This is a genomic window from Paenibacillus chitinolyticus NBRC 15660, from assembly GCF_000739915.1.
Classification (GTDB): Bacteria; Bacillota; Bacilli; order Paenibacillales; family NBRC-103111; genus Paenibacillus_F; species Paenibacillus_F chitinolyticus.
This window is the reverse complement of the sequence record NZ_BBJT01000004.1, coordinates 156,602-178,950: the sequence shown is the minus strand read 5'-3', so window position 1 is coordinate 178,950 and position 22,349 is coordinate 156,602. Positions and strand designations below refer to the sequence as shown.

Below are 22,349 nucleotides of genomic sequence, written 5' to 3'. Positions count from 1 at the left end.
CTTCTGTGAGCATTTTATTAAAAAACTATATATCCGGCAGCTGGCAGGAATCTTCTTCGTCCGTGACCGAAACGGTCTATAATCCGGCGAACGACGGGGTTCTCGCTCAGGTTCCGCTGTCAACCCGCAAGGATCTGGACGAGGCGGTTCAAGCGGCGAAAGCCGCCTTTCTGCCTTGGAAAAACACACCGGTCCAGAAAAGGGCGAGGATTCTTTTCAAATACCAGCAGCTTCTCGTTGAAGCTTGGGACGAGCTCGCCGCTCTGATTACGAGGGAGAACGGAAAATCCCAGCAAGATGCGTATATGGAAGTCCAACGCGGTGTCGAATGCGTGGAATTTGCGGCGGGTATTCCGTCCCTCATGATGGGACAGATTACTCCGGACGTGGGTACCGGTGTGGAGACGACTATGCTGCGCTACCCGATTGGGGTTGTGGGGGGCATCACACCGTTTAACTTCCCCATGATGGTTCCGTGCTGGATGTTTCCTATGGCGATTGCCTGCGGCAATACGTTCATTTTGAAGCCGTCCGAACGCACGCCTCTGCTTGCTAACCGGCTTGCCGAGCTGTTCACGGAAGCGGGGCTTCCCGACGGCGTGTTCAATATCGTACACGGGGCGCGCGAAGTGGTGAACGGCATTCTGGAGCATCCCGAGATCAAAGCCGTATCCTTCGTCGGCTCGCAGCCGGTTGCGGAATATGTGTACAAAACGGCGGCACAGCACGGAAAAAGAGTTCAGGCGCTGGCTGGAGCCAAAAACCACTCCATTGTTATGCCGGATGCGGATGAGGAGCTTACGGTCAAAAGTATTATCGAGTCGGCTTTCGGATCTGCAGGCGAACGGTGCATGGCTTGTTCCGTCGTCGTTCTGGTCGGTGGAGACCGCGACGACTTGAAACAGAGGCTGATTGACGCGGCGGATCGGTTGCAAATCGGCAACGGCGAAGATAAGGAAACGGAGCTGGGTCCCCTTATCCGTCAAAGCCACAAAGACAGGACCCTGGATTATTTGAGTTCCGGCGAACAGGAAGGCGCCGTTCTGCTGCGGGACGGCAGAAAAGACGGGGCCGCATCCGGAGCGGGCTATTTCCTCGGCCCGACTGTCTTTGACGAAGTTACACCGGCAATGAAGATTTGGCAGGATGAAATTTTCGCACCGGTGTTGTCCATTATGCAGGCGGACAGTCTGGAAGAGGCGATTGCGATAGCCAACCGTTCTTCTTTTGCCAACGGTGCCTGCATTTACACCGGACAACTGGCGGCTGTCCGCCAGTTCCGCGAGGAAATAGACGCCGGAATGCTGGGAGTGAACATCGGCGTACCTGCCCCGACGGCGCTTTTCCCTTTCTCCGGCTACAAAAACTCTTTTTACGGCGATCTGCATGTGAACGGGAAAGACGGACTGGAATTTTATACGCGCAAGAAGGTAATGACGGTGAAAGCCTGAGTACAGCCTGAAGCGGTGCATATGGAAAGGAGTGTGACGAATGGAGCTGCTCAAGCAGGAAACCGAGGAGATTGTCAGTGTGAAGCTGCCTGTCGGCAGTGTCCTGCAGTGGCTGAACGCTTATCTTATCCGCGGGGAAGACGGCTATACGCTGCTTGATGCGGGAATGCCCGATGAAGAAACATTCGGCTTGTGGCAGCAAGCCTGGAGACATCTGGGGATTTCTCCGCGCGATATCACCTCCATTATTATCACTCATCATCATGTGGATCATTACGGGCTGGCAGCGAGGCTTCAGGAAGTGACGGGAGCATCGGTCCGGATGACGGAGTCCTGTTTCCTTCAGGCCTCGCGGATCTGGTCGGCGGATTCCGTTTACGATGAAGAGGTATTGGAGCTTTTCGCCCGGCACGGAGCTCCACGGCATCTGCTGGAAGTGACCGCGCCGGAACTGAAGCATTACGTGAAGTCTGTGAATGTTCATCCGGATGCGGAATTTATACGTGCAGGCGATAAACTTGCGCTCGGTAAGTCGATCTTCGAAGCCGAGCTGGTGTCCGGCCACGCGGAAGGACATCTCTGTCTGTACGACAAACAAGAGCAGCTCATTTTTTGCGGGGATCATGTGATTCCGAAAATGCTGCCGAACCTTAATTTCACGCTCGGATTTGACGAGAATCCGCTCGGCTCCTATTTCAGCTCGCTGAAGGAGCATGCCGAACTGCCTGTCCGGAAGGCTTATCCGGGGCATATGATTCCTTTCCGCAAGTACAACGCCCGTGCGGCCGATATTGCGGCCCAGTACCGGCAGCGCATTGACGATATACTGGCCCGGATGGACAAGCCGATGACCGCCTTTGAATTGTGCTGTCTCGTGTTCTTTGTGCCGGTAAACGCGGAACAGCTCCGTTTTAAGCTGTTTGAAATGTTGGCTTGCCTGAATTATTTGCAGAGCCTGAACTTGATTAAACCGGCGGAAGCGGGAGCGGACGGGCGGCTTTATTACAGACGTGCACCCGCACATGCTAATCGGAACCCATGAAAGGATGAGGAGCATTGGAAGCAAACAAAATAGTGGACTGGGCACATTATATCTTCGTAAGCGCAAAAGCGGGCCTTACTTATGCCTCGGACAGCTGCGATCTGAAAAGATACGAGGTTATTAAGGGAGTGGCGCAAGAGATGCTTTCTCTTTACACAGAGCCGCATGAGGATCTCCCTCGCAGAGTTCCGAACGGAGAAAACAAAATTTATTTAACGTTTGACGACGGCCCCGATCCGGTTTATACCCCGCAGATCCTGGATCTTTTAAAGAAATACGGCATCACCAGTACGTTCTTTTTAATGGGAGAAAGGGTCCGGAAGCACCCGCACATCGTTAAGCGGATAGTGGATGAAGGGCATGCGATCGGCAATCATACCTACACCCATCCTTTCATGATCCTCCTTAATGAGAAAGAGTTGAACGAGGAGCTGTCCCTGACGGATGAAGCCATACGGGATGCCGTCGGTTTTGCGCCCGTTCTTTTCCGCCCTCCGTACGGTTTGCTGAATCAGGGGACTATCGATTTGCTCCGGGCTCGGGGCTACGAAATTATGATGTGGTCCGAGGAACTCGAAATGTATGATTGGTCTTTCCCCGGTGTGGACAACATGGTCCGTCTTATTGAGGAAAAGACAGAGTCCGGCAGCATGATTCTGCTTCATGACGGTGGAGGAACCCGGGAAGAAACCGTCCGTACGTTAGATAAAGTCATTCCTCTGCTGCTCGAGCGCGGCTTTCATTTTGCCGCGGATTACCTGGAGCAGAGCGGGAATGAACATGGGCGCACAGCGGCGGAAACGGTCCGGTAACACACGGCCGAGTGCTGCAACAGCAGAACCCGCGTGCCTTACAACCGCATACCGCGACGCTGCAAAAAAACAAGGGAGCATTCCGGAAGGAATACTCCCTTGTTCAGTTTCCGCGCTGTCCCCACGTTTCGCGGTAGATCAGGCCGTCCAGCTCCCGGCGTTTCTCCCAGTTTGCCGTTTCGAGAATCGGCTGGGCGGGATAGTGGTCCGTGTAGCCGATGGAGATTAGAGCGAGCGGATCGATATGCGGCGGAATCGCCAAAATATCGCGGATATCGTTCTTCTTGTAGAAGCTGACCCAGCCGGCTGCCAGACCTTCCGCGCAGGCTGCGAGCCACAGGTTCTGGATTGCGCATGCGACGGACATCATGTCCGTCTCCGGGATGGAGTTGCGTCCCAGCACGTGGGAACCTCCGCGCGTCGGATCGCAGGTGATGCACACGGTCAGGGGCGCCTGCTTCAGGCCCTCGATTTTTAAATTCAGAAATTGATCCTGGCGCTCCCCTTCGTAATGAATGGCCAGCGCCCTTCTTTCTTTGTCGGCCGCCCAGGCGAGCCGTTCTTTGATTTCATCCGACTCCACCAGGATAAAATTCCACGGCTGCATAAATCCTACGGAAGGGGCATGATGAGCGGCTTCCAGCAGCCTGATAACGGTTTCATCCGGAATCGGATCGCTGCGGAAAGTACGGACGTCCCGCCGGGTATACACAATCTTATAAAGCGCTTCTCTTTCTTCACTGCTGAACATGTGTGTTCACCTCCATTTCCATTATATGCTTTTTTGGATGAGATCGGTTTGATTAAAAAAGAGGAGAGGAACAAATTTCCTTCCTATTATGATTTTTTTTTGACAAAAACCTCTTGCCAATGAAACCGCTTCCGTGTAATATGGAGTCAAATATCACACCTGATCCAACGATGGCTAGAGATAATGAGAAGCCTTCATGCATACTCCTTTTCGGAGGTGTTTTTATGCTGGAGGCTTCTTTTTCTTATGCCTATTTATAGAAAGGAGAGATCGCGTCCGGGATACCGCGAAGAAATGAATGCGTTTTCAAATAAGATGAAAGTTCACTCAAACCGGCACAGACTTACACACTTTAACGAATTTCAGGGGGGAACGTTCTTGAAAAAACTAATGGTCCTTATGATCGCGCTTGCGATGCTCCTTTCAGCTTGCGGAGGAGGAGGCGGAAATACGGCGTCTACAGACAATAAAGGTTCCGGCGGAGACAACGGCAAACCCGTCGAGCTTCAGTTTTACTTCCCGGTTGCGGTAGGCGGACCGATTACGAAAATCATCGATGGGCTTGCCCAAGATTTTGAGAAGGAAAACCCGAACATTAAGATCAAACCGGTTTACGGCGGCAGTTACCAGGATACGATGACGAAGGTCGCTACGGCGGTTCAGGGCAACAACTCCCCGGATATGGCGGTTCTTCTGTCCACGGATCTGTACACGTTGCTTTCGATGAAAGCCATTGAGGATCTCACTCCGCGGTTCTCGAAGGACTATTTCGGCAACTTCTATGAAGCGTTCCTCGGCAACACGAAGTCCGGCGACACCGTTTGGAGCGTTCCGTTCCAGCGCAGCACGATCGTGCTTTACTACAACAAGGACATGTTCAAGGAAGCGGGGCTGGACCCGGAAAAAGCGCCGAAAAACTGGAACGAGCTCCGGGAGGCTGCGGCCAAGCTGACCAAAACGGACGCATCCGGTAAAGTGTCGCAGTGGGGGGTCGAAATCCCGAGCACCGGCTATCAATACTGGATGCTGCAAGCGCTCTCATTGCAATCCGGCGACAACATTATGTCGAGCGACGGCAAGCAGGTCTTTTTCAACAAACCGCACGTAGAAGAAGCGCTCCAGTTCTATATGGACCTGGGACAGAAGGATAAGGTCATGCCAAACGGGGCGATCGAATGGGCGACGGTGCCGTCCGACTTCATCAGCGGCAAAACGGCCATGATGTTCCATACGACCGGCAACCTGACGAAAGTCAAAACCGATGCGAAATTCAACTTCGGCGTCGCTTTCCTGCCGGCCAACAAACAATTCGGTTCCCCGACCGGGGGCGGCAACCTGTATGTGTTCAAAAATATCCCGGAAGAACGCAAAAAAGCGGCCGTCAAATTCATCGAATTCCTGACGAAGCCGGAGCGTGTGGCCCAGTGGTCGATCGACACCGGATATGTCGGCACGACGAAAGCCGCTTACGAAACCGATCAGCTGAAAAAGTACATCGAATCGTTCCCGCAGGCCAAAGTAGCCAGAGATCAACTGGAATACGCGGACAGCGAGCTTTCCACGTACCAGAACGGCCAGATAACCAAGCTGTTTAACGACAATATTCAGGCGGCGCTGCTCGGCAAGATGACGGCGAAAGAAGCTTTGCAGAAATCGCAGGAAGCGGCGGACGGCATTCTGAAAAATTTTAAATAACTTTAACTAATTTCAACTAACTTAAAACATGTTCGGCTAGAGACGATGAGAAGCCGCAGTTGCGTTAAGGAATCCTTCTTTCTCTATGGGATCGCCTAATGCGACCTGCGGCTTCCTGTCGTTTTCGACCAACCTCTCCATGTGAAGAAACGGGTGATTTTATTGGCTCAACGAACCGCAACCATCAAGAATAAATTCAACTGGAAAGAGAATGCGTTCGCTTATGCGCTCCTTTTGCCTTCTCTGATTTTCCTGGCCTTGTTCACGTTCTACCCGACGCTCAAGTCGATCTATCTCAGCTTCTACAGCTCCAACTTCGAAAGCAGCACGTTTGTCGGGCTCGATCAGTATAAATCCGTCCTGCAGGATGATGTGTTCCGGAAAGTCATCAAGAACAACCTTCTCCTGGCGGTCGGCACGGTTCCGACGAGCATTTTTCTCGCCATCTACATGGCCATCTGGGTGAATAACAAGCTGAAGGGCAACGGACTGCTCCGTGCCGCCTTTTTCTACCCGACGATTATTCCGATGATTGCCATCGCTAACGTCTGGCTGTTCATTTATACGCCGGATTACGGGCTTTTGGACAAATTCCTCGGTGTATTCGGAATCGATAGCCCCAACTGGCTCGGCAGTCCCGAGTGGGTTATGTACGCCATGATGCTTATGGTTCTCTGGAAGGAAGCCGGGTATTTCATGATTTTCTACCTGGCGGGACTGCAAAGTCTGCCCAAGGAAGTGTATGAAGCCGCCAAGCTGGAAGGCGCGAGCCCTTTTCAAGTTTTTCGCAAAATCACGTTTCCGCTGCTGATGCCTACCACGACGTTCGTGTTTATTATCGCGGTCACCAATTCCTTCAAGCTGGTGGATCACCTGTACATTATGACTAAGGGCGGTCCGGACAACGGGAGCAACCTGCTGCTCTATCACATTTACGAAACGGCGTTCAGCTTCTGGGATATGGGCAAAGCATCCGTGCTAACGGTTATCCTGCTCGTCATTCTGCTTGCCGTATCTATTTTCAACTACGCTTATCTCGATAAAAAAATCCACTACTAGAAGAAAGGAGAGGCAACCTTATGCATCAAGTCATCAACCGGACGGTTATTATTCTGCTTGCCATCGCCTTCCTGATCCCTCTGGTATGGACGGTGTTCACTTCCTTCACGCCTTCGGAAGAAATCATTACAAGGGCCAATCCGTTTGCGATCGAAAATCCGACTTTCGTGAACTACATCAACGCTTGGAAAACGATTCCGTTCCTCCAGTATTACTGGAATACGATCGTCATAGTTGTGGGCATCCTGGCCGTTCAGCTCGTTACGATCACGCTGGCCGCCTATGCGTTTGCCCGGTTGAATTTTGTCGGCTCCGGCATTCTGTTCATCATCTTCCTGACGCAGATCATGATTCCGCCGGACATTCTGATCTATCCGAACTACACGATCATGAAAGAGCTGAATCTCGTCGATACGAAGCTGGCGATCATGCTGCCGTACTGGGCTTCCTCGTTCGGAGTGTTTCAGCTGCGCCAGACGTTCAAGCAGATTCCGCTTGATCTGGACGAAGCGGCACGGGTGGACGGCTGCAAATGGTGGCAGACGCTCTGGTACGTGTACCTGCCTGCCGCCAAACCGACTTACATCGCGTTCGGCCTTATTTCCGTGAGTACTCACTGGAGCAATTTCATGTGGCCGCTCGTCGTTACGAACTCCGTCGAATCCCGTCCGCTTACCGTAGGGATCGCGATTTTCGCCCAGTCGTTTGAAACCGGCGCTCAATGGGGAACGGTCACGGCAGCGACGCTGATGGTGATCCTGCCTCTGCTCATCGCGTTCTTCGTGTTCCAGAGACAATTCGTCGACAGCTTTATGCACTCCGGTATCAAGTAGGGGGGCGCGCAGACATGGAACTGATTTTAATGGGGACGGCGTGTGCTTCTTCGGGCAGGGATAGAGACAATACGTATCTGCTTGTGCGCGATACGTCCGGGAGCACGCTTATTGACATCGGAGGCAACCCGCTCGGGAAGCTGAAAACACTCGGACTTACGACGCACGAAGTCAAGCGGGTGGTGTTTACACATGTTCATATCGACCATATTTACGGTCTGCCCTCCCTGCTGTGGGGGATGTGGATCGACGGTCGTGAAGATCCGCTGGAAATTTACTGTGACGAGTCGGAGAAAGAATGGCTGCAAAACTGGCTGGACCTGATGAAATTGACGAAATGGCCCATTGCTTTCGAGATTTCGGTCCGGGCGTTCCAGTGGGAGAAGCCTGCACTTCTATGGAAAGAAGGCGAAACGGCTCTGTCGGTTTTTCCGAGCAGGCACGGCGTTGCGGCCGTCGGCATCCGGGTGGAATGCGGCGGAACGGTATTCGTTTATTCAACGGATACGATGCCGAACCCGCTCATTCGGGACATGGACCGGATCGACCTGCTTATCCACGAATCGACGACGGCGGAGAGAAGTCTGGCGATGCACAGCACCTTGCGCGACATTGCCGGTTACTACGACTGGAGCAAAATCGGCCGGGGCATACTCGTGCACCTGACGGACGACGAGCCTTACGAGGATCTGCTGAAGGAAATACCGGAGCCGGTTTCTTCCAAAATATTTTTGGGCCGGGAACTGGAAAGAATTTTTTTGTCCGGTGAAAATTCGATTGACTAGGGGAATGCGCCCGAGAATCAGCCGTATCCGGCAGAATACGAGGGCTTATTGTGAGCGAGAGGGAGTGAAGAGATGGATCATTATGCGGGGTACATATTTGATTTGGACGGAACGATTTACTTGGGCGATCATGCGATCGAAGGAGCGGTGGAAACGATCCATCATCTGCAGTCCAAAGGGAAGAAACTTCTGTTCTTGACGAACAAGACGATCGAATCCCGTGAAAACTACGTTAAAAAGCTCCATGAATTCGGGGTGAAGATAGGCATGGAACAGATGCTGAATCCCGCGCTCGTCACGATCCGTTATTTGCAGAATCACTATCCGGGCCAAAAGGTATACGTCATCGGAGAGCCGATTCTAAAGGAAGAATTTCTGGAAAACGGCATCTCCTTCGCGGATACGCCGGAGGAAACCGGTGTCGTCGTCATTTCCTGGGACCGCGATTTTCATTACAACCATTTGGATTTCGCTTACCAGGCGATCAAGCACGGGGCCGAGGCGATTGCGACCCATCCAGACAGAACTTGCCCGATGCCGGGCGGAGACGTTCCCGACTGCGGAGGAATGATCGGTGCCATCGAAGGCACGACCGGCAAGAAGGTCACGATGATTATGGGCAAGCCTTCCGTCATGACGGCGCTGACCGCGCTCGAAATTTTGCAGGTGGAAGCGAAGGATTGCCTGATGACCGGAGACCGTCTGGAGACGGACATCCGGATGGGAGCCGAGGCGGGAATGAGCACCGCGCTTGTCCTCACGGGCATTACGAGCGAAGCGGATGTCGCATCGGCCGAGTTTAAGCCGACTTACGTGCTGCCTTCCGTTCACGCTATTGTGAAGCAAGGCTGTTCTTCCCAGTAACCCGCCGCCGGGAGACCGCACCGCTCGAAGCTCCAAGCGCGCTGCTCGGAGTCACATGACGGTGGTCACATGAGATTCAACTTAGAGGCAGCCGGATCAACCGGCATGTCACTTGCCTAAAGGGACTGAAGGTGCTGAACGTTTGATTGGACCGGAGACCTGGAGAATGTTTAATCAACGATGAGGTGATGAGGATGAAAGAGACGACAGAACGTGCACAGCGAGTGGCTTATTGTCTGAAAAAGAAACCCGTGATTACAAGCTTGATGAATGCGGAGGAGCTGCCGGGCATTTTGCAGACCTCCTCCAATATCGTCTTTATATTGAAATCGGATATTTTTATGATCGAAGGCATTGTGGAAAAAATCCGCGAAGCCGGGAAGCTGTCCTTTGTCCATTTCGACTTGATCGAAGGAATCGGCAAAGACAAAGCGGGAGTCGCCTATATGGCGGAGAAAATCGGCATCGACGGGATCGTCACGACGAAGAACAACATTATTGCCGAAGGGAAAAAATACGGCCTGATTACCGTACAACGGCTGTTCGTTTTCGACTCGGTATCGCTGGATAACGGCATCAAAATGACAAAAAGCTCCCAGCCTGACGCGATCGAGGTTCTTCCGGGAATGGTCTGCTCGCGGATTATGAAGCGGATCCGGGCCGAAGTGGATGTGCCGGTTATTGCAGGCGGTCTGATGACCGATCTGGAAGACTTTAACGCCGCTCTCGGCAGCGGGGTTATCGGCATCTCGACGTCCAGTAAGGAATTGTGGCGCTGGCAGGATGAAAACCGCTAGAGCCGCCTTAACAATTTCTTCATTAGATGTGCGGCGCCGGATGCGTTAGGATATTCAAGGGATTTCTATAGATGCTTTTGTATCGTTTCTGCGGGAAGTAAGCGTACGCGGCTCCTTTGGGAAATAACGGTTGAATACTTGTGGATGGCTTTGAAAACACGATCCGCTTTTATTCGGCCGTTTTTCATATAATCGATACGCCTAGGAGGATGAAGAATGCGCAAAAGTTTACGCAAAAAGATGGCCGGCGTCTTGACTCTGGCCCTGGCGGCGGCTCCGCTCCTGCCGGTCTTGCCGACTCAGTCCGTTCAGGCAGCGGCCATGCCGAAGCTGCTCATTACGGAATTGGTGCCGGATACGACCAATTTCGCGAGCTACGACGCTTTCGAGTACATCGAGGTGTACAACAACAGCGCCGTGCAGGTCGATCTGCAGGGCTACCGGTTCAAAGCCGGAAGCTGGAACGCTCAAATCGCGCAGTCCTACAAGCTGGGGCCTTGGGAGACCGGCGTGGTTTGGACTCGTAGAGCCGAAATCGCTCCGCTTGGCAAAGAGGCGTTCAACAGCTATTATTCCCTTTCCTACGCAAGCAAGTACGTGCCGGACAGCAAGCTTCACATCATTGAAAATGTCGGCGGCCTGACGAACAGCGGAACGCAGACCGTCACGATTCTGGACCCGGCGGGCGCGGAAGCGGTCAAGGCTTCGTACACGGCCGACGATGTGGCCGAAGGCAAGACGATCACCTACCGCTATCCGGCGGCAGGCGGAACGGCGATGCAGAAGATCGCCGGACTGCAGGCGCCGACACCCGGCAGACTCCTTGCCGGACAAGCCCCGGCCCGTCCGAAGCAGGACAATCAGGCGCCCCAGGCACCGGCGGGGGTTACGGCGGTGGCGAGCGGAGGCAGCGCGAAGCTGGCGTGGTCGGCGAACCCGGAGGCAGACGTGTTCCAGTACAACGTCTACCAGAACGGAGTGCTGCTCTATACGGTGCCCGCTTCGCAGCGCGAGTTCACGGCTTACTCCCTGATCGGAAACAAGCCGTATACGTTCCAGATCAGCGCCGTGGATCTGTCCGAGAACGAGTCGGCCAAAACGTCCGTTACCGTTACGCCTTCCCACCAGTTGATCACGCAGGAAGAAAGAGCCGTCAATCCGAAAGACAGCAAGTACCAGAGCCTGTGGAACATCAGCTCCGACGGTCCGGTCGTTCCGGGACTGAAACAGGATCTCGTTCCGCAGGGAATGGCGTATTACGGGGCCAACAACTGGCTGCTCACTGTGGCATACCTGGAGGACGGACGCCCCGCGACTCTCACCGTCACGGACGCTTCGACGAACCAGTACGTCAAATCCGTCGTGCTGTATAACAGCGACGGCACTCCGTACACCGGACATGCCGGCGGCGTGGCGGTCAGCCGGGATCACGTGTGGATCGCCTCCGAAGGGGCGCTGCACCAGCTCCGGCTGAGCGATGTGACCGGCGCCCAGAACAACGGCGAAGTCTCCTTCATCGGCTCCGTTCCGGTGCCGGTGGATGCGGCGTTCAATACGTTCGCCGACGGCGTTCTTTGGGTAGGCGAGTTCTACGAAGCGAAGAGCTACCCGACCGACCCGAGCCACAAGCTCGTAGGCCGCGACGGCGTGCAGCACTACGCCTGGACCGCGGGATATCGGCTCGATCCGGTCACGGATACGATCCGTTCGGACAAGTGGAACGGCAGCGCCGGCACGGCTGCGGTACCGGACTATCTCCTGTCCATCACGGAGAAAATTCAGGGCATCGCGTTTATGCAGAATTCCGTCGTGCTCAGCCAGTCCTACGGACGCGGCAACGACAGCACGCTGTACCGCTACAACAACCCGCTGCAGGAACCGGCTCACGCCACGGGAACCGTGGGCGGGACAAGCGTGCCCGTCTGGTTCCTCGACGGGCAGTCCGCCAAGGCTACGAACAGCAAGCTGACCGCCGTCCCGATGACCGAGGGCATCGTGCCGGTGGGCGACGACCTGTTCGTCCTGTTCGAATCCGGTGCGAACAAATACCGGTACACGACGACGTACATCATGGACCGCATTCTCAAAATCAACTGGAACCAGTGGGACCAGATGTAAATCACCCGGCCGTCCGCTTCTCGGAAGCGGGCGGTTTTTTATTTTGCGGGAAAAGGCAAGGGGATGTAAGATATAGGAAACAAGGGAAGAGGGTGATAAGGCCATTTTCATCTATATCGTGCTGATCGCGGTCGGTCTTGTGATGCTGCTCGCGCCGGGGGCCGTATGGACCGTTAAGGAAAGCTGGAAATCCAACGACGGAACGGAGCCGTCCGATCTGTATCTGCTCTCCACAAGGCTGGGCGGTGGGATTTTTTTGCTGGTCGGAATAGCTTGTATCGTGGTTAGCCGGCTGTAAGCGTGAACATGCGCAGCATTTAAAGGGGGAAGAGAATTGATAAAAAAATGGAACGGCACGTTGTTCGGCACACTCGGGCTGACCGTGCTTTTGAGTTTTCTTCACGGAGCGGGTGGAGAGCTGCTTTTTCTAAGCGCTTATAAGTACTCTGCGATAGTAGAAAGCTTAGGTCTCGCTGTGGCTGTCTTGACCATTTTTTACGCGCTCCCGGTTTTTGCATGTTTTAGAACGAAATATTGGGCTGTGTTGGCTTTTCTCTTTGTACTGAGCCCGCTCGGCTCCTTGCTGTTTTTTTTCATCGGTGGACTGTTTTTTTCGGTCGCGGAAGATGACTTAGGAGCCGGAATACTTTGGTTCATTACGACGGGGATCAATCTTGTGAGTGTTGTGCTCGGCACACTCCTCGGAGGCTTGACCAACCTGATGCTGCACAGCAGGCGTATGCTGAATTCTTGAATGTTTCTTATAAAAGGAGGACCCACCCATGCCGATTCAGGCGATTCTTTTCGATTTCGACGGCACGCTGGCGGATACACTGCCGCTTTCTTTCGACGCTTTCCGCTGCGTTTTTGAAACGTACGAAAACGAGACGCTGACCAACGAGCAGATCACGGCCATATTCGGACCCACGGAGGATGACATCATCCGGAGGAATGTGTCGGACTCATCCAAAGCGGAAGCGGCCATAGCGGATTACTATGCTTTTTATGAAAATCATTTTCATGAAAGAGTGAGCATGCCCCGGGACATTGTACATATGCTGGAGGATTTAAACGGGCAAGGGGTCCGGATGGTCATCATAACGGGCAAGAGCAGAAGAGCCCTCGATGTTAGCTTGAACAAGCTGGGAATTGAGAAGTATTTCTGCTTCTCCGTATCCGGCGACGAGGTGGAACGGCCGAAACCGGATCCCGAGGGGATTTTTGCGGTGCTGAAGCTGCTTGGGTTGTCTAAGGAGGAAGCGATCTTCGTCGGAGACAGCAGCGCGGATATTACAGCCGGAAAGTCGGCCGGATTGATGACGATTGGAGCTCACTGGTTCGAGACCGTTCAGACCGCACGATTTGATCCGGAGCCGGACCGTGTATTAAAGAGCGCACGGGATCTGACGGAGCTGGTAAGAGAATCGGGTGCTGCGCTAGAACGTTAAGAGCAAAAAGAAGGGACAAATGCAGCATGACATACCAAAACGCACTGGAAGCATACATAACAGCTACGAACACGCATGACTTTGATGAAGTGAGAAAAATTCTACACCCGCAGGCGGTCTACTGGTTTACGGACAAGAGCTGCACGACGCCGGAGCAGATCCGGGCGTACTTTGAGAACACGTGGAACCTTATACGGGAGGAAGTGTATTCGGTCCGTGACGTGCAGTGGATAGCGGAAGGGCCGCAGTCGGCCGCATGCATCTACACGTACTGCTGGGAAGGCTACCACGAAGGGAAGTTCGTTTCGGGCAGCGGGCGCGGGACGAATGTGTTCGTCAAGGACGCTGCGGGCGAGTGGAAGCTTGTGCATGAGCATCTAAGCGGTGCCGTTCAGTAGGGTAAGGGAGTGGGATTATTGAGGCGAACCTTATAGGACATGAACAAGAATAGTAGGAAATACAATTTGAGGAGGCCGACCTGTGGGAAGAAATTTTGCGAATTTGCACATCAAGTCGAATAACCTGGAGAAAGCTCTTAAAGCATTAAGAGAGCTTAGCGAAGGTTCCCCCGAATTATTAGGTAAGAAATCGTCCGTTCAAAACCGAGCGGTCTCGGATGCGGACAAGACGGGAAATGAAGCTCAAGACAATACATTTGTCTTTTATGTAAGCAAAAGCAACGAAAACTGGATCAGTGTGCTCCACGATTATTTTGTATGGGGTACGGTGAAGAAGATCGGCAAAGCGTTGTCCCGGCTTATCGAGGAGCCGGTGGTGACGATCGGATTTATAAATGATGAAATATTTGAGTTGTCGATTTTCGAGAATGGAGATATCGGAGCGGAAAGAATCTTCTGCGGACCGTGGACGAGAGAGGACTATGAACTCCAAGAGGAGCGCCTTCATGATGACCGCCTGCGGGAAGTGTTGGATATCCGTAAGGAAGATTTTGACGAATTCATAAAGATTACGAGTCCGGAACAAGCCGTGGATCAACTGTCGGAATTCTTAAGCATGTCTTTGTGGAGTGATTCGGAGTGGTTGCCACACGATGAAAATCTTAGAAATCGTTTTGAGAAATATGAATTTCATATTGAAAATACATGAGCTGTATAGATATGGCCCACGCTCTATCATTAAAATGTTGAGACATGAAGTTGTTTTCGTATAGCTGCATAAAATAACGCAGGAGCCGGCCGACGCTGGTTCTTTTCTCAATTTTCGCCTGTAAAGGACGGGCCCCTCCCGCTCCAAACGCCCGCCAAAACGGACTCATGATCAAAAAACTTCGGCATTAACGCGCCGGAGCTTTTTTGCATTCAATCAGAGAGCCAGATGGCATGAAATGTTGACACACATAGCCGGCCGGCAGTTTGCATAAGGCGTTAAAAAATACTTTTGACACGACACCGAATGGTGTCCTATAATTCAAAGTGACACCAAATGGTGTCCAATTAGGAAGCAGCCAATTAACAAGATTTGGACCTGAATAAGTTTCATTTAAAACAATGAGGAGGAAACAAAATGAGTACAATCATAAGTGCGGAAACAACCGTCAAAGAAGAAACCCGGCACCGCGGAAAAACGATTGCTTATTGGACCTTCACATTACTGCTCGTAATATCCATTACGTTAAGCGGTATCGGGCAACTCATGCGATATGGGGGGAATGTGGACTTAGTGAAAAATATCGGGTTCCCTTTATACGTCACGAGCATTCTTGGGACTTGGAAATTACTTGGGGTCATTGCTATCATCGTGCCGGGTTTTCCCCGGCTTAAAGAATGGGCTTACGCCGGTATTTTCTTCTTAATGACGGGTGCGGCTTTATCTCATGCGTTTGCTGACGATTATGGTGATTATGGTTTTAATCTTATCCTTCCGCTTTTCTATGCCGCATTGAATATCGCCTCGTGGGCGCTGCGTCCGGGGAGCCGCAAAATGTAAGGAAGCGGTGAAATTATCGGCTGCTCCTTCGTACAACCAATAGATTCCTACTATTAAAATGTTAAATTGGAGAGACTGCATTCGGTACCCTCCGTTTTTGAAAACCAAAACATAAAAGGAGAGATTTAAATGTCGTATATCGTTGATTTTAAAAATGTGTCCACAGTTGGTTTAGAGTCCTCACCTGTAGCGGAAGCGCTTGCTGGATTGCGTGCTAACGAAGCCCGTTATTTTATGAACAAATACAAGCATGAATTTACGGTTGTACCCGCCAGTGAAAGTCAGGAGAACCTTGATTACGTGAACCGGATTTTGAAAGAAGAACGTGGTCTTGCGTTTGCGGCCAAGCCTTTGGAAACGTCGCAGTTCCAAGTGGAAAATATCCAATTTACCTACGTCTTTTATGAGGACGGACTTGCGCTCAATGTCATGTATACGGTGGATGACCCTAAGAAGCGGGCCGTTGGTTTTAAGCTTTCCGAGGGAATGGAGGTACCGCAGGAGCTAGAAGGGAAGTTTAAGTTTGCCAGGCAGAAGTCCAAACTAGCCGGAACCATTCGGGGATCGTTTTTTGTAATCAAAGGAGAATATTAAAGCAAGCCAACATGTAAGTGGAGAAAACATTGTTCGAACACGACAAGACTTACAGGCTGCTGATCGAAAACATTTTGGAACGCCTTCCCCGGATTGGAGACGAAGCCTGTCTCACCAGTCCGCTCACAGGAAAAGCGGCCGCCTTCATTTCCGGAGGGCGGCCGCTTTTTATATGGGAAGAGGAGGGGCAGGGCCGGCAGGGTCCGTTGTGCGGGTTGGGGACTCGTTCCTCCTTTCTGAGATTATCGTATGCGAGATTAATAGAAAGGTGGCGGCGGCCGCCCGAATCTATGAAAAAAGGGTTTATCGATCTCATATGAAAAAAGTCCTTTTATGTTCGCTATTGTTATGATACACTTAAAACGAACTTAAATGAACATAAACGTACCTTATAGGAGGTTACACCATATGGAAATCCGTCACACGACCAACCCTGCTGATTTTAAAACGTTTACAACCGAACGCATGAGAAACGATTTTTTGATCGAAAATCTGTTTCAGGAAGAGCGCATTTCGATGGTTTACACCCATTATGACCGCATGGTCATCGGAGGCGCGGTTCCTGTCAAGGAAACGCTGGAACTTGAAGCGGCCGAAACGCTCAAAACGGAATACTTCCTGGAGCGCCGCGAGGTTGGCTTCCTGAACATCGGCGGAGACGCCGTCATTACGGCGGACGGAGAGAGCTTCGAGCTGGGCCGTCTGGATGCGCTGTACGTGGGCAAAGGGAACAAGAAAGTGACGATCGCAAGCAAGGATTCTTCGAATCCGGCCCGCGTTTATTTCTGTTCGGCTCTCGCTCACGCGGAAATTCCGTCGAGAAAAATTTCCATCAAGGAAGCGAATCCGAACCACCTCGGCTCTCTGGAAACGTCCAACGAGCGGATTCTGAACCAGTACATTCATGCCGACGGCATCCAGAGCTGCCAGCTGATGATGGGCGTTACCCAGCTCAAAACGGGAAGCGTATGGAACACGATGCCGGCTCATATTCACGACCGCAGAATGGAAGCTTACCTGTACTTCGATCTGAAGGAAGACGCGCGCGTATTCCATATGATGGGCGAGCCTTCGGAAACGCGTCACCTCGTAGTCTCCAATGAACAAGGCGTGATTTCGCCGAGCTGGTCCATCCATTCTGGAGCGGGAACCAGCAACTATTCGTTCATCTGGGCTATGGCCGGTGAAAATTATACCTTTAAAGATATGGATATGGTGCCTATGAACGAGTTAAAGTAGAAGCATGAACCTGTTTGACAGGCAAGGAGGAATTATTCATGCTGGCTGCTGAACGCCATCGTACCATTCTGGAAGAACTGGAAGGCCGGAAAAGCGTCAAAGTTTCCGAGCTTAGCGATAAATTTCAGGTCACGGAAAAGACGATCCGCGAGGATCTCGAGAAGCTGGAGGAGAAGGGGCTTCTGAAGCGGACCCACGGGGGAGCTGTCCCTTTGCCGGACGAAGAGAGCCTGCTGCCGCAGATTCCGAATATCAAGCATGTCCGCGAAAAATCCGCCATCGCCGAATACGCGCTGACGTTCATCGAACCGCACGACATCATTGCGCTCGACGCCGGGAGTACGACGCTGGAGATCGCCCGCAAGGTGAAGAACATGCCGCTCACGGTCCTGACCAACGATCTGCTCATAATCCGGGAGCTGACGGCCAAGGACCAGATCCGGCTTGTCGTGCCGGGCGGGTACCGGCATCATAACCTGCTCGTCGGCACCGATCCGGATTGGGTGAAGAAACTCAACGTACACAAGCTGTTTCTGTCCGCGACCGGCATTCATCCGGATTACGGACTGACCATTTTCACGGAGGAGCTGACAAGGCTCAAGCGCGTGTACATGGAATGCGCCAAAACGATTTACTGCGTCGCCGACCACAAGAAGTTCGGCAAAGGAGCCTTGATCACGTTTGCCGGGCTTGACGAGATCGACTACTTGATCACCGACAGCGGCATCGGTTCCGAGACGCTGAGCAAATACGGGGAAGCCGTCAACATTTTGCAGGCCCCCCTCTAATAACCGTTAGGCTAAGGAAGGTGTACGGAATGAACTTATTTGATTTGTCCGGCAAAAAAGCCGTCGTAACCGGGGCGGGCCGCGGCCTAGGCGCCGCTATCGCGATCGGTCTGGCCGAGGCGGGAGCGGACGTGGCGCTGGTGACGAACCGGACGCCGGCGGATGACGTCAAGGCACGGATCGAGAGCCTCGGCCGCCGCGCGGTCACCATCCAGGCGGATGTCTCCGACCGCAGCCTGCTGTCCGGCGTCATCGGCCAGGCCCTCGAAGGCCTGGGCGGACTCGACATCCTGGTCAACAACGCGGGCATCATCCGGCGCACGCCGGCCGCCGAGCATGACTACCAGGACTGGCAGGATGTGCTGGACGTGAACTTGAACTCCGTGTTCACGCTCTGCCAGCTTGCCGGCCGCCATATGATCGCGCAGGGTTCCGGCAAGATCATCAATGTGGCCTCCATGCTGTCGTTCCAGGGAGGCATTAACGTGCCCGGCTACACGTCCAGCAAGCATGCCGTAGCCGGCCTGACCAAAGCTTTGGCGAATGAATGGGCCTCCAAAGGCATTCAAGTCAACGCCATCGCACCGGGCTACATGAGCACGGACAACACCGAGGCGCTGCGCGACGATCCGGTCCGCAGCAAGCAGATTCTCGAGCGCATTCCGGCGGCACGCTGGGGCACGTCCCAGGATCTGGTCGGACCGGCGGTGCTGCTCGCATCCCGGGCCTCGGATTACATGAACGGACACATTCTGTGCGTCGACGGGGGCTGGATGGTCCGCTAATCCGTCCCGCCCTGCTTTTTCCGCTTCATCGGGACAGGGCCGAACTCCCCTGCACAAAGCCATGCCCTTCCGGGTTACAATGAGAACATCCTTCTCGTTCAACCCGGCAAGGGCTTTTTTTGCGTTGGACAAATAAGTTTAATCAATAGGAGTGGAAAAAGGGACGCATAAAAGACTTATTAAGTTTATAGGAATATGATTGACTAGAAACTCTTTAAGTCCTATAATATTTCGTATGCAAAATATTTGCAGGCGAATAGTAAAGAAAGGAAGGAATTCGTATTGGAGGAACAGGATCGCATTCACCGGATTTTTCAATCCTATCGTGAGGTCAATCAGGCTTTTTTCCAAGTCTTGATGAAGGCGGCTCAACTGTACGGCCTGACGCCGGTCCAACTGCTTACCCTGAAAAATCTGAAAGAACATCCGCTTATCGGATTGGGGGAACTCAGCGAGTATATTCTGCTCGGGACCAGCACGACGAGCGGGATTGTGGACCGTCTGGTCAAAGCGGGCCTCGTTTCCCGGGAGCGTTCGGAGACAGACCGCAGGTCCGTTACGCTCAAACTGACGGAGCAAGGGCTGGAGCAGTGGAACCTGGTCGAACGGGACCACATGGACCGATTGTATATTCTCGCTTCGGTATCCGAAGAGGATCAGCGGCAGCTGGAGCGTATCAATACACAAATCCTAGAGATTTTACAGAAAGTGAGAGATGAAGAAACCCATGAGTACAGAAGCACCCCAATTTAAACGGGGGCCCATTGTGGCCTCCCTGCTGATCGGAGCGTTCGTCGCCCTGCTCAGCCAAACCTTCCTCAACGTCGCCCTGCCGGGCATGATGAAGGACCTCAAAGTAAGCGAGAACACCATCCAGTGGCTGTCCAACGGCTATATGCTGGTCAGCGGCGTTCTCGTCCCGATCAGCGCCTTTCTGATCGAACGTTTTACGACGCGGAAGCTGTTTATCGCCGCGGTGGGATTGTTCACGCTGGGCACGATCATAAGCGGATTCGCCCCTGGGTTCGAACTGCTGCTGACCGGCCGTCTTGTCCAGGCGGCAGGCGCAGGCGTGCTAATGCCGCTGATGTCGATCGTCTTCCTGACGATCTTCCCTGTGGAAGAGCGCGGCAAAGCGATGGGCATGATGGGCGTCGCCATGATTTTCGCCCCGGCTATCGGTCCTACGCTGTCCGGCTGGATTATGGAGCATTACAGTTGGCGCGCCCTGTTCTACATCATTATCCCGCTTTCCGCTTTTGCCCTGATTTTCGGAGCCGTATCGCTTAAAAACGTGACGCGCACGTCCAAGCCGCGTCTTGATATTCTCGGCGTTATTCTATCCACACTCGGTTTCGGAGGACTGCTCTACGGCTTCAGTGACGCGGGTAAAGACGGATGGGACAGCACGATTGTTGTGACTTGTCTGGCGGTCGGAGCCGTTTCGCTCATCCTGTTCATCTGGCGCGAGCTGGTGACCGAGAAGCCGATTCTGGAATTCCGGGTGTTCAAATTCAACATGTATTCCCTTACGACCGTCATTAACGTCATTGTGACGATGGCCATGTTCTCCGGGATGATTCTTCTCCCGCTCTATCTGCAAAACATCCGCGGATTTACGCCGTTCGAATCCGGACTTCTGCTTCTGCCGGGCGCGATCCTGATGGGGATCATGTCCCCGATTACCGGTATTATTTTCGATAAAGTCGGAGCCCGCTGGCTATCCGTCACAGGTCTTTTGATCACGGCCGTGACAACTTACGAATTCAGCAAGCTTACCGTGGATACGACGTACACGACGCTTATTCTGATCTACACGATCCGCAGCTTCGGGATGTCGATGCTGATGATGCCGATCCAGACCGCAGGAATGAATCAACTTCCCCAGCGTTTGAACGCGCACGGATCGGCCATGTCGCAGACGCTCCGGAACGTGGCCGGCGCCATCGGTACCGCCCTGCTCGTGTCCCTTATGACCAATGCGGCCAAGTCCCATGGAGCGGAGCTCGTTGCCGCAGGCGGCATCAATCCCGCCGATAAGGTCAAAATGGCGGAGATTGCCCAGCAGTCCGCGATTTACGGCATTAACCATTCCTTCGTCGTGGCGACATGGATGACGGTGGCCGCTCTCGTTATGGCCTTCTTTATCCGTAAAGTGAAGCCGCACGTCGAGATCAAGCACGAGAGTGTCGTGATCGAAAACAAAGACGCCGAAGCCGTCACGGTTTCGTCGAAATAGGTAAAACGGACATCGTCCCGAACGCAGCCCCCAAGGCTGCTTCCGGACGATTTTTTTTGCTCCGGAACAGCATGCTCCAGGAAGGAATCCATCGAGGAGTTGTCGAATTTTGGAACCATGCAAGCTTTGCAGAGAGAGGGGACTTATCAAATGAAATGCAGCATTTGCCAATGGGTTAAAATCGTCGATATGAACAACGAAGCTATGACGGAGCAGCTCTTTGTACACGGGGAGATCGAAGGGGCGGCACTGACGGTGGGCGCTTCGGTCGTTACACATTCGCTCGGCCTCAAGAAATTCGAAGTCGTTTACGACAAGAGGGAGGGCATCGAAACGGCCCGTTTTAAAGTGGTCGACATCGAAGTGGACATGCTCCAGCACCCGTTTACGACCCGTGCCTACCTAGAGCCGCAGGTGCTCATTATCGGCCAGCACGACGTGGGTGAAACGGAGTAATCCGCGAGGCTCCCGGCAGGGCTGAGAAGGCGGCTGAAAACCGTATCCCGATTGGATTCTTCGCGGATAATCGGCTATCATGGGGAGAGACGACTTTGCTTACAAAGGAGAATGGAGACATGATGCGTTTATTCATGATGCTGGGAAGCGTTAATATGTTTTTGGCGGTGGCGCTGGGGGCTTTCGGCGCTCATATGCTGAAAACGAAAATCAGTGCGGATATGCTTGCCGTCTACCAGACCGGCGTGCAGTATCATATGATTCATGCGGTTGGCCTTATCGCAATCGGTCTCGCCGCGGATCGTCTGACGCAGAACCAGTCCCTGGTTAATGCTTCGGGCTGGGCGATTGTGATCGGAATTATTTTATTTTCCGGGAGTCTCTATGTCCTGAGCTTGTCCGGTATTAAAGTGTTAGGGGCCATTACGCCTTTCGGCGGGGTTGCGTTCCTGGCAGGCTGGGTTATGCTGGCGATTGCCGCAATGAAATAAGAGCCGGATAAAACGGCTCTTTTCTTTTTTGTAAGGGACTTAAATAATAGCAGGAAAATTTACCTATTGCGTAGAAGTTGTTACCATTTGCACGGTTGTCTGTCGATTCAGGTGTTTGTCGGAAGACGATAATGTCGATTGAGGGCGGATTTGCA

The 22,349-nt window shown here is 53.0% G+C and carries 25 protein-coding genes; 24 read left to right on the top strand and 1 reads right to left on the bottom strand.

Going from position 1 to position 22,349, the window contains the following annotated elements:
• Nucleotides 1-5: 5 nt before the first annotated feature.
• From PCH01S_RS10810 to PCH01S_RS10800, 3 genes are read left to right on the top strand one after another with little or no spacing between them, the layout of a single operon-like run.
• Nucleotides 6-1,451 carry a CoA-acylating methylmalonate-semialdehyde dehydrogenase gene (locus tag PCH01S_RS10810; protein WP_042229185.1) on the top strand — a complete coding sequence of 482 codons (1,446 nt, stop codon included), beginning with the start codon at nucleotides 6-8 and terminating at the stop codon, nucleotides 1,449-1,451.
• A 40-nt stretch (nucleotides 1,452-1,491) separates the two neighbouring features.
• Complete coding sequence (locus PCH01S_RS10805; protein WP_042229183.1) at nucleotides 1,492-2,493, top strand: MBL fold metallo-hydrolase; 1,002 nt, start codon at nucleotides 1,492-1,494, stop codon at nucleotides 2,491-2,493.
• Nucleotides 2,494-2,507: 14 nt separating this feature from the next.
• Entirely contained in the window at nucleotides 2,508-3,305 is a 798-nt protein-coding gene (locus tag PCH01S_RS10800) for an NUDIX hydrolase N-terminal domain-containing protein (protein ID WP_042229182.1), read from the top strand.
• 103 nt (nucleotides 3,306-3,408) lie between these two features.
• Here the strand turns inward: PCH01S_RS10800 and bluB are convergent, their stop codons facing one another.
• The gene (gene bluB, locus PCH01S_RS10795; RefSeq protein WP_042229179.1) at nucleotides 3,409-4,056 is read right to left on the bottom strand and encodes a 5,6-dimethylbenzimidazole synthase; all 648 of its coding nucleotides are present in this window, start codon (nucleotides 4,054-4,056) and stop codon (nucleotides 3,409-3,411) included.
• 378 nt (nucleotides 4,057-4,434) lie between these two features.
• On the opposite strand from bluB, the gene PCH01S_RS10790 reads away from it, so the two are divergent.
• The 21 genes from PCH01S_RS10790 to PCH01S_RS10685 all read left to right on the top strand — a co-directional run bounded on the left by PCH01S_RS10790 (nucleotide 4,435) and on the right by PCH01S_RS10685 (nucleotide 22,194).
• Nucleotides 4,435-5,751, top strand: coding sequence for an ABC transporter substrate-binding protein (locus PCH01S_RS10790; RefSeq protein ID WP_042229177.1), 1,317 nt, complete (start codon nucleotides 4,435-4,437; stop codon nucleotides 5,749-5,751).
• A gap of 162 nt (nucleotides 5,752-5,913) precedes the next feature.
• Nucleotides 5,914-6,810, top strand: a complete 897-nt coding sequence (locus PCH01S_RS10785) for a carbohydrate ABC transporter permease (protein WP_042229175.1) — start codon at nucleotides 5,914-5,916, stop codon at nucleotides 6,808-6,810.
• 20 nt (nucleotides 6,811-6,830) lie between these two features.
• A complete protein-coding gene (locus PCH01S_RS10780; RefSeq protein WP_042229173.1) occupies nucleotides 6,831-7,643 on the top strand; it encodes a carbohydrate ABC transporter permease in 813 nt (270 codons plus the stop codon).
• 14 nt (nucleotides 7,644-7,657) lie between these two features.
• Nucleotides 7,658-8,428 carry an MBL fold metallo-hydrolase gene (locus PCH01S_RS10775; protein WP_042229171.1) on the top strand — a complete coding sequence of 257 codons (771 nt, stop codon included), beginning with the start codon at nucleotides 7,658-7,660 and terminating at the stop codon, nucleotides 8,426-8,428.
• A gap of 72 nt (nucleotides 8,429-8,500) precedes the next feature.
• Nucleotides 8,501-9,292 carry an HAD-IIA family hydrolase gene (locus tag PCH01S_RS10770; protein ID WP_042229170.1) on the top strand — a complete coding sequence of 264 codons (792 nt, stop codon included), beginning with the start codon at nucleotides 8,501-8,503 and terminating at the stop codon, nucleotides 9,290-9,292.
• Nucleotides 9,293-9,486: 194 nt separating this feature from the next.
• A complete protein-coding gene (locus PCH01S_RS10765) occupies nucleotides 9,487-10,089 on the top strand; it encodes a glycerol-3-phosphate responsive antiterminator (protein WP_016423882.1) in 603 nt (200 codons plus the stop codon).
• A gap of 216 nt (nucleotides 10,090-10,305) precedes the next feature.
• Nucleotides 10,306-12,207, top strand: a complete 1,902-nt coding sequence (locus tag PCH01S_RS10760) for a lamin tail domain-containing protein (protein ID WP_042229169.1) — start codon at nucleotides 10,306-10,308, stop codon at nucleotides 12,205-12,207.
• Between the two features lie 103 nt (nucleotides 12,208-12,310).
• Nucleotides 12,311-12,505, top strand: coding sequence for a DUF6199 family natural product biosynthesis protein (locus tag PCH01S_RS10755; protein ID WP_327195112.1), 195 nt, complete (start codon nucleotides 12,311-12,313; stop codon nucleotides 12,503-12,505).
• 36 nt (nucleotides 12,506-12,541) lie between these two features.
• Nucleotides 12,542-12,961: a hypothetical protein gene (locus PCH01S_RS10750; RefSeq protein WP_042229166.1), complete on the top strand. Its 420-nt coding sequence runs from the start codon at nucleotides 12,542-12,544 to the stop codon at nucleotides 12,959-12,961.
• Nucleotides 12,962-12,989: 28 nt separating this feature from the next.
• Entirely contained in the window at nucleotides 12,990-13,655 is a 666-nt protein-coding gene (locus PCH01S_RS10745; RefSeq protein ID WP_042229164.1) for an HAD family hydrolase, read from the top strand.
• A 26-nt stretch (nucleotides 13,656-13,681) separates the two neighbouring features.
• Nucleotides 13,682-14,053: a YybH family protein gene (locus tag PCH01S_RS10740; protein WP_042229161.1), complete on the top strand. Its 372-nt coding sequence runs from the start codon at nucleotides 13,682-13,684 to the stop codon at nucleotides 14,051-14,053.
• Between the two features lie 82 nt (nucleotides 14,054-14,135).
• Nucleotides 14,136-14,762 (top strand): hypothetical protein, encoded by a 627-nt coding sequence (locus tag PCH01S_RS10735; protein WP_042229159.1) that lies wholly within the window; start codon nucleotides 14,136-14,138, stop codon nucleotides 14,760-14,762.
• Nucleotides 14,763-15,179: 417 nt separating this feature from the next.
• On the top strand, nucleotides 15,180-15,602 hold the full coding sequence (locus PCH01S_RS10730; protein ID WP_042229157.1) for a DoxX family protein: 423 nt from the start codon (nucleotides 15,180-15,182) through the stop codon (nucleotides 15,600-15,602).
• A 129-nt stretch (nucleotides 15,603-15,731) separates the two neighbouring features.
• On the top strand, nucleotides 15,732-16,196 hold the full coding sequence (locus PCH01S_RS10725) for a hypothetical protein (protein ID WP_042229155.1): 465 nt from the start codon (nucleotides 15,732-15,734) through the stop codon (nucleotides 16,194-16,196).
• 408 nt (nucleotides 16,197-16,604) lie between these two features.
• Nucleotides 16,605-17,435, top strand: coding sequence for a 5-dehydro-4-deoxy-D-glucuronate isomerase (gene kduI, locus PCH01S_RS10715; protein WP_042229152.1), 831 nt, complete (start codon nucleotides 16,605-16,607; stop codon nucleotides 17,433-17,435).
• Nucleotides 17,436-17,473: 38 nt separating this feature from the next.
• Complete coding sequence (locus PCH01S_RS10710) at nucleotides 17,474-18,223, top strand: DeoR/GlpR family DNA-binding transcription regulator (protein WP_042229150.1); 750 nt, start codon at nucleotides 17,474-17,476, stop codon at nucleotides 18,221-18,223.
• A gap of 29 nt (nucleotides 18,224-18,252) precedes the next feature.
• The gene (kduD, locus tag PCH01S_RS10705) at nucleotides 18,253-19,008 is read left to right on the top strand and encodes a 2-dehydro-3-deoxy-D-gluconate 5-dehydrogenase KduD (RefSeq protein WP_042229148.1); all 756 of its coding nucleotides are present in this window, start codon (nucleotides 18,253-18,255) and stop codon (nucleotides 19,006-19,008) included.
• Between the two features lie 282 nt (nucleotides 19,009-19,290).
• Nucleotides 19,291-19,761 (top strand): MarR family winged helix-turn-helix transcriptional regulator, encoded by a 471-nt coding sequence (locus PCH01S_RS10700; RefSeq protein WP_042229146.1) that lies wholly within the window; start codon nucleotides 19,291-19,293, stop codon nucleotides 19,759-19,761.
• Complete coding sequence (locus tag PCH01S_RS10695; protein ID WP_042229145.1) at nucleotides 19,736-21,247, top strand: DHA2 family efflux MFS transporter permease subunit; 1,512 nt, start codon at nucleotides 19,736-19,738, stop codon at nucleotides 21,245-21,247. The genes PCH01S_RS10700 and PCH01S_RS10695 overlap by 26 nt, the downstream gene beginning before the upstream one ends.
• Nucleotides 21,248-21,397: 150 nt before the next feature.
• Complete coding sequence (locus PCH01S_RS10690; protein ID WP_042229144.1) at nucleotides 21,398-21,703, top strand: hypothetical protein; 306 nt, start codon at nucleotides 21,398-21,400, stop codon at nucleotides 21,701-21,703.
• Between the two features lie 119 nt (nucleotides 21,704-21,822).
• Complete coding sequence (locus PCH01S_RS10685) at nucleotides 21,823-22,194, top strand: DUF423 domain-containing protein (protein WP_042229143.1); 372 nt, start codon at nucleotides 21,823-21,825, stop codon at nucleotides 22,192-22,194.
• The last annotated feature ends 155 nt before the right edge of the window (nucleotides 22,195-22,349 follow it).